This window comes from Arthrobacter sp. NQ7 (genome assembly GCF_029581595.2).
Classification (GTDB): domain Bacteria; phylum Actinomycetota; class Actinomycetes; order Actinomycetales; family Micrococcaceae; genus Arthrobacter; species Arthrobacter phenanthrenivorans_B.
The window spans coordinates 67559-83279 of sequence record NZ_JARFXU020000008.1 but is presented as its reverse complement, the minus strand read 5'-3'; the positions used below and the strand labels follow the sequence as shown (position 1 = coordinate 83279).

The window sequence follows — 15721 nt, the reverse complement described above, 5'->3', positions numbered from 1 at the left end:
GCCGGGGCGTGATGTAACGCAGTAACGGCGACAGATTGGCTTCTGCGGCTGCACCGAGGCGAGCTGTTCGTCCGACCTCCAGTACTTGCCACTTCAACCTAGTTCACAGGCCTCCGAGGGGAAGGGATGAGACTGGGCGAAACTTTAGGCCGTCAGCCGCTCCGTTGCGTACTTGTTGAGGGGCACGCCGTGATTGGCAGCTTCAATCGCGAGCCTGCGATGGAGTTCCGGGGGTACCCGGAGGTTGAGGCGGCCACTGAACTTCTGCATCGCGATGGGCTGGGGCACGGGCTCACCTGACTGTGTAAGTTCATCGATGACGTCCGACACCAAGCGTTCAATGCCGCGGAGCGCCTCAAACTGATCCTCGTCCAGCCAAGAAAGGGACGGAAATTCAAGGACAGTGGCCACAAACTCCTGATCCTCAGGCGACCACTGGACCGAGTAACGGTACTGCGCCACCGGGGACGGCGCGGCAGCTGCTTTTCGAGTGGACATCTACTTCTCCTTGCTCCGATCGATGGCGGCTATGGCTTGCTTCACCTGGTACGGCTTTGCCTTACCGTTCTTGTTCTGCAGATTGATCCTCGGATCCCCCACCCAGGGCATTTTGAAGATTGCGTTGTGGCTCCCCGAACCCGACCTAGGTTCGCCAAAGTAATGAGTACAGAGGTTGACCATGTCACTGTAGGAGACGTTCTCGGGTGAGTTTCTAGCTTGCTTTTCGATCTTGTCGATGCTCGCCACACAAACAATGGTGCCACTCTTGGCACCATTTCTCAAGGAGAGCTGGGCTTGTGAAAGAGCGCGCCCGACTGCCGGACGCGCCCATTCTGGGCAATGAAACTGCTAACTGCTGGTCTCAGCCCCTGATTCAGTCGATGAGCACCGGCTGCTTGTCACCGTCCAAAGATTCAACACCCGGCTGAGCGTCGCGCTTCCGGTGATTCACCCAGCACCCCACCGCCAGCAGGGCCACGAGCCCGAACGTGCTCAGCAGCTGCGGGCGGGAGTCCTCGCCGATGAAGCCCACCGTGAAGATCACCGCGAGGATGACCAGGCCAAGGGAAGTCAGCCACGGGAAGCCGGGCATCCGCAGCGGAAGCGCTGTTCCTTCGCGGTCAGCGCGAAGACGCAGTGCGAGCTGGGCGAGGAGCGCCGACGTCCACACCAGCAGGCAGGTCGAGCCCACGATGTTGAGCAGGACCGGCAGCACCTTCTCGGGGAACGCCAGCTCCAGCATCACCGTGACAACGCCGAAGGCAACGCTGGCCAGGACCGCGGCCACAGGAACCTTGGCCTTCGAAACGGAAGCGAGCCAGCGCGGCGCTTCGCCGCGCTCGGCCAGGGAGAACGCCATCCGGGAAGCACCGTACAGGTTGGCGTTCAGCGCGGACAGCAGCGCCGCAACAGCGACCAGGGTGATGGCGGTGGCCGCACCGGGCATTCCAGCGGCGTCCAGCACTGCAGCGAACGGGCTCTTCAAACCGGCAGAACCCACCGGAACAACTGCAGCGATCACGAAGATGGCGCCGATGTAGAACACCAGGATGCGCCACAGCACCGTCCGGACGGCCTTCTTCACGCTCCGTGCAGGCTCAGCCGTCTCGGCTGCCGCTACGGACACGATCTCGGTGCCGCCGAACGCGAACGCGACCACAAACAATGCCGTGGCAATCCCGGCAAACCCGCTGGGCGCGAACCCGGCCCCGGTGAAGTTGGACAGGCCCGGCGACTGCACGCCGGGCAGCCAGCCGAACAGAAGCGCGGCGCCCACCAGCAGGAATCCGACAATCGCCGCCACCTTCAGCAGGGCGAACCAGAACTCGAACTCGCCGAAGTTCTTCACGCTGGTCAGGTTCACCGCGGTGAGCACCACGATGAACACGAACGCCATCAGCCACACCGGCAGCGCCGGGAAGATGGTGGCCAGCAGGCCCGCCGCACCGAGCGCCTCGGCCGCGATCACCACGACCAGCTGCAGCCACCACAGCCAGCCCACCGTAGCGCCGGCCACCGGCCCGTACGCCTTGGCGGTGTAGACGGAAAAAGCGCCGCTGTCCGGGTTGGCGGCAGCCATCTCGCCCAAGGCCCACATGACCAGAATGATGAGTGTGCCGGCCACGAGGTAGGAGATGAGCACCGCGGGGCCTGCGGCCTGGATGCCGGCGCCGGAGCCGATGAACAGGCCGGCGCCGATGGCGCTGCCCAGGCCCATCATGGTCAGCTGCCGGGGTTTGAGGGCCGCGCCGAGGGCGCGGGCAGACGTCGTTGTCTGGTGTTCCATGGGGATTCCTCTAGTTAGTAGGTGGAACGGAGTTGGGGGTTGGGGCGTGTAAAGGTGTCAGGCCGCGTGGGCTGCCAGGAGCTTCAGCACCCGATCATTGGAGGCGGAGTCGGCAACGGTGATCCGCACGCCGTCGCCCTGGTACGCCCGGACCAGGATGCCGGCGGCGTCGAACGCCTCCACCAGCCTGGCCTTGAGTTCCTCGTCGGCGCGGATCCAGAGGAAGTTGCCCTGGCTCGGCTGCAGTTTCCAGCCCTTCGCTTCCAGCGCAGCGGCCATCCGGCCGCGCTCCTGCCGGACGGCGGCCACCCGCGCTGCCATCTCCTCCCCCGCGTCCAGGGACGCGATGGCCGCTTTCTGGGCCAGCGCGCTCACGGCGAAGGGCAGGGCGGTGCGCCGCAGTCCTTCGGCGATTGCCGGCGTCGCAATGGCATATCCCACGCGGAGGCCGGCGAGGCCGTAGGCCTTGGAGAAGGTGCGCAGGACGCAGACGTTCGGGTACCGGCGGTAGAGCGCCAGGGAATCGGGGCCGCTGCCGGCGTCGGCGTATTCCACGTAGGCCTCGTCGATCACCACCAGGACCCTGGACGGCACAGCCTGCAGGAAGGCCTCCACGCTCTTGTGGCTGAGCGGCACGCCGGTGGGATTGTTGGGCGTGCAGAGCAGGATCACCTTGGTGCGCTCGGTGACGGCGGCGGCCATGGCGCCGAGGTCGTGGCCTTCACACTCGTCGAGCGGGATGCGGACCGGCCCGGCGCCTGCCAGCTCCACCAGGATGGGGTACGCCTCGAAGGAGCGCCACGCGAAGACCACCTCGTCCCCGGCGTCGCACAGTCCGGTGATGATCTGCTGCAGGACGCCCACGCTGCCGGGCCCCACCGCGATCTCCCCGGCGGTGACGCCCAGGTGCCGGGCCAGCCGTTCGCGGAGTTCGACGGCGGCGCTGTCCGGGTAGCGGTTCATTGCACCGGCCGCGTGGGCCACCGCAGCCACGGCTGCGGGCAGCGGGTCGTAATGGCTTTCGTTGCTGGCGAGGGCGGCGATGTCTGCACCCGCCCCGCGCCTGCCGGGGACGTAGGCCGGAAGTCCAGCCACGGCGCCACGAAGGGTGGGGAGCGCGGTGCCCGGAAGGACGGGGGCCGGTTCGGCCTCGATCTGGTCAAGGGTCATGAGCACCGATCATGATTGTGACCCCAACCACAATGCAAGATACCCTCAACCCATTGGGACTTCTGCTCAACTTCTAGTACCCCTGGTGAAAATATGACCATCGCAACCTCCCGTGCCCTCGATTCCCTGGACGGCAGGATCATCCTGGCCCTGGACAAGGACCCCGAAGCCAGCGCCCTGGCACTCTCCCGGACACTCGGCGTCGCACGCAACACCGTCCACGCCCGGCTGGCGCGGCTGGAGCGCAGCGGCGCGCTCCGCACCTTCAGCCGCAGGCTGGACCCCGCCGCGCTGGGCTACGAACTCACCGCCTTCCTGTCCCTGCACATCAGCCAGACGCGCGCCGGCTCGGTGGAAAACGGCCTCGCCGCGATCCCGGAGGTCATCGAGGTGCACGCCACCGCCGGCGACGCGGACCTCATGGCCAAGGTGGTGGCCCGCGGCACCGCCGACCTCTACCGCATCACCAACCAGATCCTGGAGATCGACGGCATCCAGCGCACCAGCACGGCCATCTCGGTGCTGGAACTGATGCCGCCGCGCTTCGACGGCCTCCTGGGCCGGCTGTCAGAGCAGGAGGCCCGGGCCGCCGACTAAACCCAGGTGATCCACGACACAACTGGGCAAATTCTCAGCTTCTGCTGCTTTTGCTGCCAAAAGTCCCAGTCGAATACTTGGGTGTTGCCGATCTGCATGCCGTGGCGCACGATTCCTGCATGACTTCACTTACCGTCTCCGGCCGCGTGGCGCAGGTCCTCAGCAGCTATGTCAGCGACGTCTTCGGCGTCATGGGCAACGGCAACGTCTACTTCCTGGACGCCGCCGAGCAGCTGGGCCTGCGCTTCACCCCCGTCCGGCACGAGGGCGCCGCCATCGCCGCCGCCGACGCTTACTACCGGACCTCCGGACGGCTCGCCGCGGGCACCACCACCTACGGCCCCGGCTACACCAACGCGCTCACCGCCCTGGCCGAGGCCGTCCAGGCGCAGATCCCCGTCGTGCTGGTCACCGGGGACGCCCCCACCAGCGGCGCCCGCCCCTGGGACGTGGACCAGGCCGCCATCGCCGCCGGCCTCGGCGCGGCCACCTTCACCGTCACCCGCGATGCCGCGGGCGCCATCACCCGGCAGGCCGTGGAGTACGCACTCACCCGGCGCACCGCCGTCGTGCTTGCCATCCCCTACGACCTCGCCGCGCTGGAGGCTGAGGATGAGGACTTTCCGGAGCCAGCTGCCTTGGAGGTAACGGACGACGGCGGCACGGACCTTGCGCGGGTGGCCCGCCTGCTCGCCGGGGCCAGGCGGCCGCTGATCCTAGCGGGCCGGGGTGCGCACCTCGCCGGCGCCGGCCCGGAACTCCGCGAACTCGCCGACCGGCTCGGCGCACTGACCGCCGGAACCGCCCTGGCGCTCAATCTCCTCAACGGCGAGGGGTACCTGGGCGTCGCGGGCGGTTTCGGCACCGACACCGCGGCCGGCATCATGGGCGAGGCCGACGTGGTCCTGGTGGCCGGGGCCAGCCTGAGCCCGTTCACCATGCGGTTCGGGCACCTGCTCGGCCCGGATGCCACGGTCATCCAGATCGACACCGCGGTGGAGCCGACGAATCCGCGGGTGGACGTGTTTGTTTCCGCGGACGTGAAGACTGCTGCTTCACGGCTGCTCTCTTTGGTTGAAGAAGGGGCCGCGGCTGCTGCTTGGCGGGAGGAAGCCTCCATGCGCCTGGTTGCGGGGCCGGGGCATGACGTGGGTTCGACCGAAACCCTGGACGGCCGGCTGGACCCGCGCGCCCTCGCCACCGCGCTGGATGCCGTGCTGCCGGAGCGCCGCACCGTTGTCCAGGACGGCGGGCACTTCATCGGCTGGGCACCCATGTACTGGGACATTCCGCGGCCGCAGGACCTGGTGATGGTGGGGACCGCGTTCCAGTCCATTGGGCTGGGACTGGCGAGCGCCGTCGGTGCCGCCCGTGCAGTGGAGGACGGTCGCACCCTGGTGCTGGCCTCCGGCGACGGCGGGTTCCTGATGGGCCTTTCCGACCTCGAATCACTGATCGGTGCGGCCCGCAGTGCCATTGTGGTGATCTACAACGATGCCGCGTACGGGGCCGAGATCCACCAATACGGATCGCAGGGCCTGACCGAGAAGCCGATGCTGATCCCGGAGGTAGACTTCAGCGGTGTTGCGCGGGCGCTGGGTGCCGAGTCGGCTGTTATCCGCACGCTGTCTGATCTGTCCGCGCTGCAGCACTGGATCGACGCCGGCGCTCGTGGGACGTTCGTGGCGGACTGCCGGATCACCTCCAGTGTTCGGGCGCCGTGGATCACCGAGTGGATGAACGCCACGCGGGCAGCGAAGGCAGCTGTGGGCGCAGCGGGTTAAAGGGAGGCAAGGTGAGTCCGGCCGCCAGGATCGCTCTACCAAAAGGTCATCTGGGATTCCTTGGCCTCCGCTGGCAAAGCTTCAACGTCTCCTAAATAACCTTTTCGCGCTGCCCAAATCGAATGAGCAGCAATCTTGGCTGGATGACCTGTCCTGCCAAGGATGTGCGTCAGTCGCGCATATGATTCTCGATGCATCATTCAATTCTTTTTATGGGGGAATCCTTGAAGAAGTCCATCGCATCTATTGCTCTCATTTCCGTTCTTGCCCTAACCGGATGCAGCGGAACGGGCAAGACAGCTGCCGGTGCTGCCGACTCCAAAGCGACGCAGGAGGCTCCGAAGGCCCCTGACCTGACCGGCTCGTGGAAGCAGAGCAACCCGAGCAGCGAAAAGTCGTATCAGCAAGCCACCGTCACAGCTGACAAGGTGACTATCGAGTGGGTTTCCGACGGCGGCAATACGACCTCGACCTACTGGGTCGGAACGTTCACCGGCCCAACTAGCGCGAACGAGCCCTATAGCTGGACTTCAACGCGGGATGTTGATGCCACCAAGTCCTCCCTCCTCGCATCCAGTGACGCGACCAAGGAGTTCAAGTACGAGGGCGGCACTATCAGTTACAAGGTCAGCGCGTTGGGAACCACCACGACCGTGAACCTCAAGAAAGACTGAGGCCCGCACGGTAGATCCCCCTGCAGGACAGGACCTGCAGGGGGCCACTGAGCCATCTCGGCCCCTGCGCCCGCCGCCGTCGTTCGCTCTGCCAAACTCTTGCGCAGAAGAGATGACGAGATCATTCCGCACGGGAGTGCTCAAGCATGCCAAGCGATTGCGTTCCGGATGAATGAAGCAACGCGCTGTACGGAAGCGTGGGTAGAGTAGCGCCCCGCGACGTACCTGACTGCCGCTTCACGAACGCATTCATCCAGGTCCGGCCAAGATATCCAGCAAAAGACCTCCGGTATCCGCTCCATGAGTTCCAATTCGGAAGGAAGCGCTGGGTCACCGAGACGCTCCAGGACGGGGCCAAGGAACCGACCAACAGCTTCGGCAATTCCGAGTTGGCCATTCCCCTTGACACGGATGGGCGGTTCGACACCCAAAAGCAGGAGTAGTGGGACAGCACCTTCCGCTCGAGCCATGAGAGTGATGTATTCGCGGGCCAGTTGTTCGGGCTGAAAGCTGCCATATCGAATGCGTTTGGCTTCGACCAAAGTGTATGTGCTCGAAGTCTCGAAGATGGCGTCGGGCTGAACCACCAGTTTTGGCTTACCGCCAGTCATACCAGGGCTGAAGTCGCCTGGGAGGAAGTGCATCTGCAGTTCCTCAACCTCTGCGGCAAGTTTGCTGCGGCCGGCGTCGGCCCCGTGGGCCGCGCCGACAACGGCAGCGAGGAATTCGGTCCTGGGCAAAAAATCCAGGCCGATTAGCACTTCCGCGGTGAGGACATTTTCGCGACCTTGCCCGCCAGCGCGATAGTCTTTGGCTTTCTCCCATGATATTTCTTCGAGAAGCTTTCCCACGATCGAACTGGATGCGGTGGTTGAAGTTTCCAAGGGTTCCTTCCAGGCCAAAGTGATGTTTCCGGAAACACTAAAACGGCCAGTCGCAGTAGCTGGACGAAAATTTTATTCGCAAACCTCAATTTCAGGGTGGTTTTCGACCACCCATTTAGCCATCCGGCGTCCCCGTACAGCGATGAAGTTCAGCGAGGCTTCCCGGTAGGTCACGTATTCCGCCGTTGTCGCCGGAGTTCCTGTTCGCTTGAAGTTGTCGAACGGAAGGAAGAACCCGACCTCGTCGAAGCTAGGAGTAACCAGGTCCTGGAAATGGAAGAACTCCACGAATTCCTGAAACCCGTCAAAGAGTTCGAAGAAATCAGCGTAAGCAGTGATGACATCTGCGAGCGGGCTGTCTGACTCCCCCATGTAGTGACGCCGAATGCACTCAAGGGTAAGGTCGATGCGGTCAGCGATGCGCGGGCGCAGCCCCCGTGCCGTGTTCAGCGTGGGCAGGTCCTTCGACCTCACGGGCCAAATCATTGCACTGCCGATGGTGTACTGCGGGTTCAGATATCGGGACTTCTGCTCCTCGCTCAGCCCGGCGACAGCGCCGACCAGAGTCTTTGGGCGCAGCCAAGTGGTGTAGGAGTTGGTGATGGCATCACTGCCGTACCAATGCCTGTCCCCGGAAGGGTCGGTGAAGATGAGGTATCCTTTCCGACGCACTGACGGCGCAGTAGGAGCGAACAGGAGTCCCGAGTTCAGCTTTTTCGTCCACAGCAGCTGATGGTGCAGCCGGAGCTTGCGGCTGTCCCTGTCGGCGTCGGGCCTCGTTCTGGCAGGCTTGTCGGATTTGTAGTCGAAGGAAATGTCAAAGTCACCCATGCTGAAGGTCCTCACTTAAGCAGCCGCTTGGCCCGTGCTTCTCCAAGCCATTCCGGAAACTCCTGCAACATCTTCTTGAACAGCAGACTGTCGCTGATTGCATCCACGTCTCCGATGGGCTCGTAGTTGGCGTTATCGACAAAACGCTGCTTCATGTCATCCAGCTTTTCGAGGAAAGCTATGGACTTGCTGCCGATCGACAGGAACTTCCAAAAAATGGGTGCTGAAGAAACTTCAGTCAGCGCTTGCATGGCAGACTCCTTGCTGTCTGGGGCCCCGTCAGTAAGGAACAGCACGAAAACAGGAATTTCGGAAGGTGTTGCGGCCGGCGGGTTCCCCGCCGCGGCGGGTCCTTTGAGCAGACCGAACAACCCCCGTTTCGGCATCGGCGGGGGCTGGGGCACGAAGCCAAAATGCTCCCTGACCGTGAGGAATGCATGGGCGTAATTGGTAGTCCCCATGCTCCGCCCTCGGGTGAGGCGATCAACTGAACCAGGGAAATCGCCGATGCTGATCTCGCCCAGATAGGAAGCTCTGGTGTCGAAAACGAAGAAATCAATGGCCCCATCGTCGTCGAACTGCGTAGCCAGGGCCAGCACCTTTTCAACCAAGCGCTGCATCGCCCCGGATCTGTAAACCGCCGCCATCGATCCGGAGAAGTCGAGCACGACAGCAACCTTCGCTTTCTGCCCGTTGAGACCGGAGGTATCGACAGCTTGGTATGCCGTCTTGGCCAACGAAAGAAGGCTTGGTGCCTCACTGCTGATCTTTTCGAGGGAAAGTGCCATTACAAATCCTTCTGCCGTATCGGGATCATGAGAAGTCACGCGGCCAAGAGTGTCCGCATTGGAGGAAAATTCGACAGTACATCGGATTTGCGCGCCCTCACGGAGGCATATTAAGGGCATTTTCCTCCACGCGCCAGAGCAGACCGAAAAGTGAATTGCACAATCAACTTCTCATCAAGAACAGCCAAGGATTGGCAAAGAAAATGTGAAGGACGGGAATTTGACGTGCATGGGAAGCAGACGGTTCACTACCATCGTGAAGCAAGTCGGGGGGACTTACTCCCGTAAGTCCGTGGTCATTCTGCTTGAGAATTGGCCCATAAGTCGGGGGATGGACTAGCTTGCTGGTACGAACTTTTGGATGGTCATTGGGGGTAACTGCAGCCGCTCTGGCTGTTGCCTTCGTTTACGGAGGTCCACAGGCGCTCACACTCTGCCTGATTCTCGGCATCCTGGAAATCAGCCTCAGTTTTGACAACGCGGTGGTAAATGCGCGAATACTCGAGCGGATGAATCCTTTTTGGCAGAGGATGTTTCTCACCGTAGGAGTTGTGATCGCGGTATTCGGCATGCGGGTGCTTTTCCCCCTTCTGATTGTGGGTGTCACAGCGCATCTGAATCCGGTTGAAGCAGTGAACCTCGCCCTCCAGAAGGGTGATCCGCACACAGCCGGAACCTACGGATATCTGCTACATGAGGCACACCCTCAAATTGCCGCCTTCGGGGGCTTGTTCCTGCTGATGATCTTCCTTGATTTCATCTTCGAGGAGCGGGACCTCAAATGGATTAAGGTGCTGGAAGTCCCATTGGCGCGCTTCGGCAAGCTGGAGGGAGCCTCGATGGTCACAGCGCTGGCCGTCCTGACCATCGCTGGCTTCCTTGTTGGAGAGAAGCAAGGCATTGTGCTGCTGGCCGGGCTTCTCGGCATGATCACGTACCTGCTGGTGAACGGACTTGGCAATGTCTTCAATGTCGACGAGGACGCCGATGATGAAGCTGACGAGCTGCCGGTTGTAACCCGGCCGCGTGCGAGCGCGGGAAGGGTTGCGGGAAAGGCGGCCCTGATGCTTTTCCTCTACCTTGAGGTGATCGACGCTTCCTTCTCCTTCGATGGTGTTATCGGCGCTTTTGCCGTAACAGCAGACCCCATCATCATCGCCCTGGGACTGGGCCTCATCGGAGCCATGTTCGTCCGATCGCTGACTGTGTACCTGGTTCGTGAAGGAACCTTGGATGAGTTTGAATTCCTGGATCACGGTGCACATTGGGCAATAGGCGCTTTGGCCATCATCCTGCTGGTTACCATCACCGCCCCGGTTAATGAAGTCGTCACAGGTCTGATTGGAGTCATCTTTATCGGCGCAGCTTTTGCCGGCTCAGTCCTTCGCAATCGAAAGACCCGCGTGTCCGATTCCAAGCCTGAAGCGCTGTCGTCCACGCCAGCTTAGAAATAAATGACAGGAGTACAACAATGGGGTTGAGCTTGCAAAAGGGACAGTCGCTGTCGCTCACCAAACAAAATGGCGAGTCTTTAACTTTCATCCGCCTTGGGCTTGGCTGGGACGCGGCAGCACCTGCCAAACGCAGCTTTTTCGGCCGGCCTAAGCCCACGGAAATCGATCTGGACGCTTCAGCGATACTTTACGACGCCAGCAGGAACCCGCTGGACGTGGTCTATTTTCAGCAGCTGAGGAGCAAAGACGGATCCATTCAGCACACCGGTGACAACCTGACGGGCGAGGGCGAAGGTGACGACGAATCCATTCTCGTAAATCTTCCTGCGGTATCACCGACTGTCCAACACATCGTGTTCGTCATCACCAGCTATAGTCAGCAGACCTTCGACATGATCCAGAACGCCTTCTGCAGGGTCATGGATGATTCGGTGGCCGGCAGCCCCGAAGTGGCCCACTACCGGCTTAACGAGTCTGGGCACCACACCGCCATGGTCATGGCAAAAGTTTCCAGATCCCAGGGCACATGGGTTTTCCATGCCATCGGTTCACCAGCAAATGGCAAGACAGCATTCGACGTCGTGCGGCCCGCAGCCGCAACGCTTTAGTACCCGGAACAGAATAAGGAGACAAAATTGGCAACCCTGACCCTCAGTAAAGGCAGCAACCTCTCGCTAACCAAGGCCGATCCGCAGCTTCGCCGCGCAATGATCGGCCTCGGATGGGACCCGCGGACCACAGCCGGCGAGCAATTCGATCTGGACGCTTCGGCATTGCTGGTGACCGCCAGTGGCAAGGTCCGTTCGAACGATGACTTCATCTTCTACAACCAGCTGTCCTCGAAGGACGGTTCAGTTGTCCATCAAGGCGACAATCGAACCGGCGAGGGAGAGGGCGACGACGAGCAGATACTCATCGACTTGAATCTGGTCCCGGCTGAAATTGAAAAGATCGTCATAGTCGTCTCTATCGATCAAGCGGAGGCTCGCCGTCAAAGCTTCGGGCAGGTCCGCGACGCCTTCTGCCGTGTCGTCAACGAGGACACAAACAGCGAGATCGTCCGCTATGACCTGACCGAAGATGCCGCGGCCGAGACCTGCATGATTTTTGCTGAGTTGTACCGGAACAACGGCGATTGGAAGTTCAGGGCGGTTGGCCAGGGCTACGCCACAGGCCTTCGTGGAATCGCTACAGATTTCGGCATCGGCCTGGACTGACTTCCTTAGGCTCCCCGGTAGCGGCTGAGGCTGTCGGGGAGCCACATCACTTCATCTCACAGGCCTCTCCTTCGGCTTCTTCAACACGCAAGGATCATCATCATGAGTATTCAACTCACCCCGCCGGACGCCGCAGACGACGCCCTTCTGCTGAAGGCTCCGGAGGAACCTGAAATAGTCAGGGAAGACACCGCCGCGGCCATGATCCCCGTCGCGCCCGAGCGGCAGGCCGAGATCAACACTCAAGCGAGGGCATTCATTGCGGAAGTCGCTGCCTTAAATCCAGCCAGCCCTGAATACACCAGCAAGATTGACGGAATCAACCGCATTGCAGGGCAACAACTCGCGGCTTCTGCCAACACGTCCAATCGACTCCTGGAACGGTCGTCAACTTCAGTGGCCGGAGCCAAGAAGACAGGCAACAGTGCCCAAATCTATGTCGCCACCACGTTGGGAGAGTTGCGGACCACCGTAGAAGAACTTACGCCGAACAGAGCGGACCTCGGCCTTGGTCGAAAGATCCTTGGAATCCTCCCCGGCGGGAACAAATTGGTCAAGTACTTCCAGAAGTACGAATCCTCCCAGCAGCAGATTAACACCATCACAAAAGCGCTGTTGGCAGGCCAGGACGAACTTCGAAAGGACAACGCAAGCCTCGCTCAGGAGAAAGCCCGTCTTTGGGAGACGATGCAAAGCCTCAGTGAATACGCTGTGTTTGCAAAAGCTTTGGACGATGCAACCGTGGCGAAGCTCGAAAAGATGAGGAACATCGGTCAGATAGAGGACGCCGCCAAGCTGGACTCCGATGTACTTTTCCCGATTCGTCAGCGCCACCAGGACATCCTGACCCAGCTTGCAGTTTCTGTTCAGGGGTACCTGGCGATCGACATGATCCGTAAGAACAATACGGAGCTAATCAAAGGCGTCGAACGGGCTCGAACTACTACCCTTTCCGCACTGCGCACTGCAGTCATCGTTGCTCAGGCACTGGCCAATCAAAAGCTGGTACTCGACCAAATCGATGCCCTGAATACAACGACAAACAACATGATTCTCAGGACCAGCGAGATGCTGAAGGAACAGACCAGCCGGATTCACCAGCAGGCTGCCAGCTCTGGAGTCAGCGTGGAGACCCTCCAGCGGGCCTTCGACAATGTTTTCCAGACTATCGATGCCATCGACACCTTCCGCTCGGAGGCCAACAAGAGCATGGAGGGAACCGTGCGTGCTCTCGAGTCCGGCATCGAACGGGCCAAGCCTTACCTCGAACGCGTAAGGCAGCAAGAGGGCAACTGATGTTCAAGCTCAGCAAGGTGTATCGCAAATATGGCTAGCAGACTCTTCGGTTCGCTGTTCGGGTCTGGGCCGCCGCAGAGCCCGCGGCCGGAACAGCTTATCAACAGCGATGAGAACGAGGACGAGCTGAGCGCTGCAGAGGAAGCGCTCAGCTCGTTGGTCACCGAGTTGCGGAAAAGCGGTGCACACCTGCCAACTGTGGCGTACTCCCAGTTCGCCCAGATTGCAGACCTCCTGCGTGCACTCGTCGAGCATGCTTGCGCGATCGGATGCACAACGGAACAGCAGGTACTCCTTGCTGCCATGTCCTCCGATTACTTGCCGACGTCCTTGCGGACTTATCTAACCCTCCCACCAATCAAACGGGCTTCCAATTCCGCCGAAACAGGACTATTGCTAGAACAATTGGCAACGCTGTATTCGGCAGCCTCCACTTTGGAGAGCGAAATACGCAGCGGCTCCTCGACCGAATTGGCAATTCATGGCCGATTCCTGGAGGATAAATTCGATCTTGGCAGTCTGCTCCTGGAGGGTGACTAGATGGCCTCCATGGCTCCCGGCAGCAATGCAGCTCTGACGGCAGAAAATCCGGACCTCCAAAAGGCGCTAGTCGGATTTGGGTGGTCGCTGGTCCCAAGCCGCGGCCCGCAGGCAGAACTCGTCCCACTGGCGATAATGTGTGGCTCGGATGGACGAGCCATTTCGGACGAACACCTTGTGTTCTTCAACCAGCTGACCACACCGGACGATGGTCTCCAATTCGTCGGTTCGGATGACGTGGAACAAATCGACGTCGACCTCAAAAAGGTACCCGAGTTGGTGAAAAAGATCGTTTTCATTGTTTACGTCGATCCAGAGGTTAGGGGCCTCGGGACGTTTGCAGCAGTCAGGAGCGCCTACATCCGTGTGGCGGACCAGGAAAGCCGAGATCTTGTCCGCTTCGACGTTCCTTTGGCTGACCAATCACAGGTTCGGGCGATGCAGTTCGGCGAGCTCTACCGGCACGAAGGTGGATGGAAATTTCGTGCGATTGGGCAGGGCTACCTGAATGGGCTGTCGGGCGTGGCGTCGGACTACAAAGTGACTCTTTGACATGACGCACACGTCGAGGGTTCCTCGCCCGGACATCGCCTTCATCACTCGGCGCAGGCGGCCCATGTCAGCTACACCGGCCGCTGGGAGCAGCCAAACCAAAGCGGCGAATTCTTATGTCAGTCTGGTTGACCGCCCTTCTCTTCGATTGGAGAGGGAACCGCAAGGTGGACCGACGGTCGAGTTCTCGCATCCTGTCGGCCAGACGCCGCAGCCACTGGCGTCCCGGCTGTTTTCTGCACCTGCCGTCACCGAAATCGGGCATCTTTCGTCAGACAGCCCGGTGGCACGGCTCAATCCACGCCAGTCGGGCATAGGAACGCTGTTGGTAGCCGGTGCAGACGCCGTGGCCTGGGAAGGCGATGACATGACGACGGGAGCTGAGCGTCACAGCGGAGCTCTAACCGGGAGCCGTATCCAAACGGCCGGAAACCGGCCCTTGGTTGGATTCCACGACAGCTCGGCAGCCATAGCACTCCGCCATGTGCGGCAGCTGCGCCGGGCCCTTGTCATACCGGCAGAGCGACCACTTGTTGTCACGACCTTTGGAGGGGCCGGCATCGCCGTCCATCCCCGCAGCTCAACAGGACAGCAAGGCGTCTTGTACCTCGCGTGCATAGATGGACTGCTTGAGCTCCGCGCGGAGTACACCGTGAACGATAAGCATGAGGACATTTGGGCGGAATTTGGTTTCCGGATGACTCTCTCCGTGTCCACAGCTGAAGGTCCCGCAGGCTACCCGCCAGGGCACTGTACCTACTAAGGCAGCGTGCACCGACCTGCCCACGGTGAACTCATCGGGAACGGACGGTCGGGAGACCAGAAGTTTTGTCGTAGCCCCGGCCTAGGATTGCTTCCATGAGGATTGCCGTCGCAGGGGGAACCGGTACAGTAGGCCGTCACGTTGTGACCATCGCCAGGGAGCGCGGGCACCACGTGGTCAGCCTCAGCCGCACCGAAGGGGTGGACCTGGTCACCGGTCGCGGCCTCGACCAGGCACTGCAGGATGTCGAAACCGTCATCGACGTCTCCGGCATCCAGACTGTGTCCACCAAGAAAGCCGTGGATTTCTTCACCAACGCCACCCAGAACCTGCTGGCGGCCGAGAAAAAAGCCGGCGTAAAGCACCATGTAGCGCTGTCCATTGTGGGCATTGATAAAGCCAATTCCGGACTGTATGCCGGGAAGCTAGTGCAGGAAGACGAAGTCAGGCACGGCGGTGTTCCCTGGAGCCTCCTCCGGTCCACCCAGTTCCACGAGTTCGTGCCGATGTCCATCAAGGCCGCCTCCGTGGGACCGCTGGTCTTCGTGCCCACCATGCTCACCCAGCCGGTGGCGGCGAAGGAGGTGGCCGCGGCCCTGGTGGACGCGGCCGAGGCCGGCCCCCACGGACGCCTCCCGGACCTCGGCGGCCCGCGGGCCGAGCAGCTGAAGAGCCTGGTCGCGGCCTATCTGGCCAAGACGGGGCAGAAAAAGCGGATCGTCCCGCTCCGGGTGCCCGGCCCGATGGGCAGGGCGATGCGCAGCGGCGCGCTGATCCCGGCGCCGGGTTCCGCCGTCGGACGCGAGACGTTCCTGGAGTGGCTCGAAACCATCGACGCCGTGTAAAAGCCGATCCTAAATGGGGCAGTTGCCCCATGCCCCCGC

At 61.4% G+C, this 15721-nt stretch carries 17 protein-coding genes; 10 read left to right on the top strand and 7 right to left on the bottom strand.

Going from position 1 to position 15721, the window contains the following annotated elements; translation table 11 throughout:
• Positions 1–144: 144 nt before the first annotated feature.
• From PUN71_RS10880 to hisC, 4 genes are all read right to left on the bottom strand, one after another.
• The gene (locus tag PUN71_RS10880; protein ID WP_277798409.1) at positions 145–498 is read right to left on the bottom strand and encodes a type II toxin-antitoxin system HicB family antitoxin; all 354 of its coding nucleotides are present in this window, start codon (positions 496–498) and stop codon (positions 145–147) included.
• Positions 499–747, bottom strand: coding sequence for a toxin HicA (locus PUN71_RS10875; RefSeq protein WP_277798408.1), 249 nt, complete (start codon positions 745–747; stop codon positions 499–501).
• A gap of 127 nt (positions 748–874) precedes the next feature.
• Positions 875–2287, bottom strand: coding sequence for an amino acid permease (locus PUN71_RS10870; protein ID WP_277798407.1), 1413 nt, complete (start codon positions 2285–2287; stop codon positions 875–877).
• A 57-nt stretch (positions 2288–2344) separates the two neighbouring features.
• Positions 2345–3457 (bottom strand): histidinol-phosphate transaminase, encoded by a 1113-nt coding sequence (hisC, locus tag PUN71_RS10865; RefSeq protein WP_277798406.1) that lies wholly within the window; start codon positions 3455–3457, stop codon positions 2345–2347.
• 93 nt (positions 3458–3550) lie between these two features.
• Here hisC and PUN71_RS10860 point away from each other — a divergent pair, with 93 nt between their 5' ends.
• The 3 genes from PUN71_RS10860 to PUN71_RS10850 all read left to right on the top strand — a co-directional run bounded on the left by PUN71_RS10860 (position 3551) and on the right by PUN71_RS10850 (position 6512).
• Positions 3551–4054 (top strand): Lrp/AsnC family transcriptional regulator, encoded by a 504-nt coding sequence (locus PUN71_RS10860; RefSeq protein ID WP_277798405.1) that lies wholly within the window; start codon positions 3551–3553, stop codon positions 4052–4054.
• A 119-nt stretch (positions 4055–4173) separates the two neighbouring features.
• Entirely contained in the window at positions 4174–5838 is a 1665-nt protein-coding gene (locus PUN71_RS10855; RefSeq protein WP_277798404.1) for a thiamine pyrophosphate-binding protein, read from the top strand.
• Between the two features lie 224 nt (positions 5839–6062).
• Positions 6063–6512, top strand: a complete 450-nt coding sequence (locus tag PUN71_RS10850) for a hypothetical protein (protein WP_277798403.1) — start codon at positions 6063–6065, stop codon at positions 6510–6512.
• 140 nt (positions 6513–6652) lie between these two features.
• On the opposite strand, the gene PUN71_RS10845 is transcribed toward PUN71_RS10850, so the two are convergent.
• The 3 genes from PUN71_RS10845 to PUN71_RS10835 form a co-directional block, all read right to left on the bottom strand.
• Positions 6653–7396 carry a hypothetical protein gene (locus tag PUN71_RS10845; RefSeq protein ID WP_277798402.1) on the bottom strand — a complete coding sequence of 248 codons (744 nt, stop codon included), beginning with the start codon at positions 7394–7396 and terminating at the stop codon, positions 6653–6655.
• 72 nt (positions 7397–7468) lie between these two features.
• Entirely contained in the window at positions 7469–8227 is a 759-nt protein-coding gene (locus PUN71_RS10840; RefSeq protein ID WP_277798401.1) for a DUF6994 family protein, read from the bottom strand.
• A gap of 11 nt (positions 8228–8238) precedes the next feature.
• Complete coding sequence (locus PUN71_RS10835; protein WP_277798400.1) at positions 8239–9015, bottom strand: VWA domain-containing protein; 777 nt, start codon at positions 9013–9015, stop codon at positions 8239–8241.
• A gap of 341 nt (positions 9016–9356) precedes the next feature.
• Here PUN71_RS10835 and PUN71_RS10830 point away from each other — a divergent pair, with 341 nt between their 5' ends.
• The 7 genes from PUN71_RS10830 (at position 9357) to PUN71_RS10800 (ending at position 15682) form a co-directional block, all read left to right on the top strand.
• A complete protein-coding gene (locus tag PUN71_RS10830; RefSeq protein ID WP_277798399.1) occupies positions 9357–10463 on the top strand; it encodes a DUF475 domain-containing protein in 1107 nt (368 codons plus the stop codon).
• Between the two features lie 23 nt (positions 10464–10486).
• Complete coding sequence (locus PUN71_RS10825) at positions 10487–11077, top strand: TerD family protein (RefSeq protein WP_277798398.1); 591 nt, start codon at positions 10487–10489, stop codon at positions 11075–11077.
• 27 nt (positions 11078–11104) lie between these two features.
• The gene (locus tag PUN71_RS10820) at positions 11105–11686 is read left to right on the top strand and encodes a TerD family protein (RefSeq protein ID WP_277798397.1); all 582 of its coding nucleotides are present in this window, start codon (positions 11105–11107) and stop codon (positions 11684–11686) included.
• A gap of 102 nt (positions 11687–11788) precedes the next feature.
• Positions 11789–12982 (top strand): toxic anion resistance protein, encoded by a 1194-nt coding sequence (locus PUN71_RS10815; protein WP_277798396.1) that lies wholly within the window; start codon positions 11789–11791, stop codon positions 12980–12982.
• 30 nt (positions 12983–13012) lie between these two features.
• Positions 13013–13522 (top strand): hypothetical protein, encoded by a 510-nt coding sequence (locus tag PUN71_RS10810; protein ID WP_277798395.1) that lies wholly within the window; start codon positions 13013–13015, stop codon positions 13520–13522.
• A complete protein-coding gene (locus tag PUN71_RS10805) occupies positions 13523–14074 on the top strand; it encodes a TerD family protein (RefSeq protein WP_277798394.1) in 552 nt (183 codons plus the stop codon).
• An 858-nt stretch (positions 14075–14932) separates the two neighbouring features.
• Complete coding sequence (locus tag PUN71_RS10800) at positions 14933–15682, top strand: SDR family oxidoreductase (protein WP_277798393.1); 750 nt, start codon at positions 14933–14935, stop codon at positions 15680–15682.
• The last annotated feature ends 39 nt before the right edge of the window (positions 15683–15721 follow it).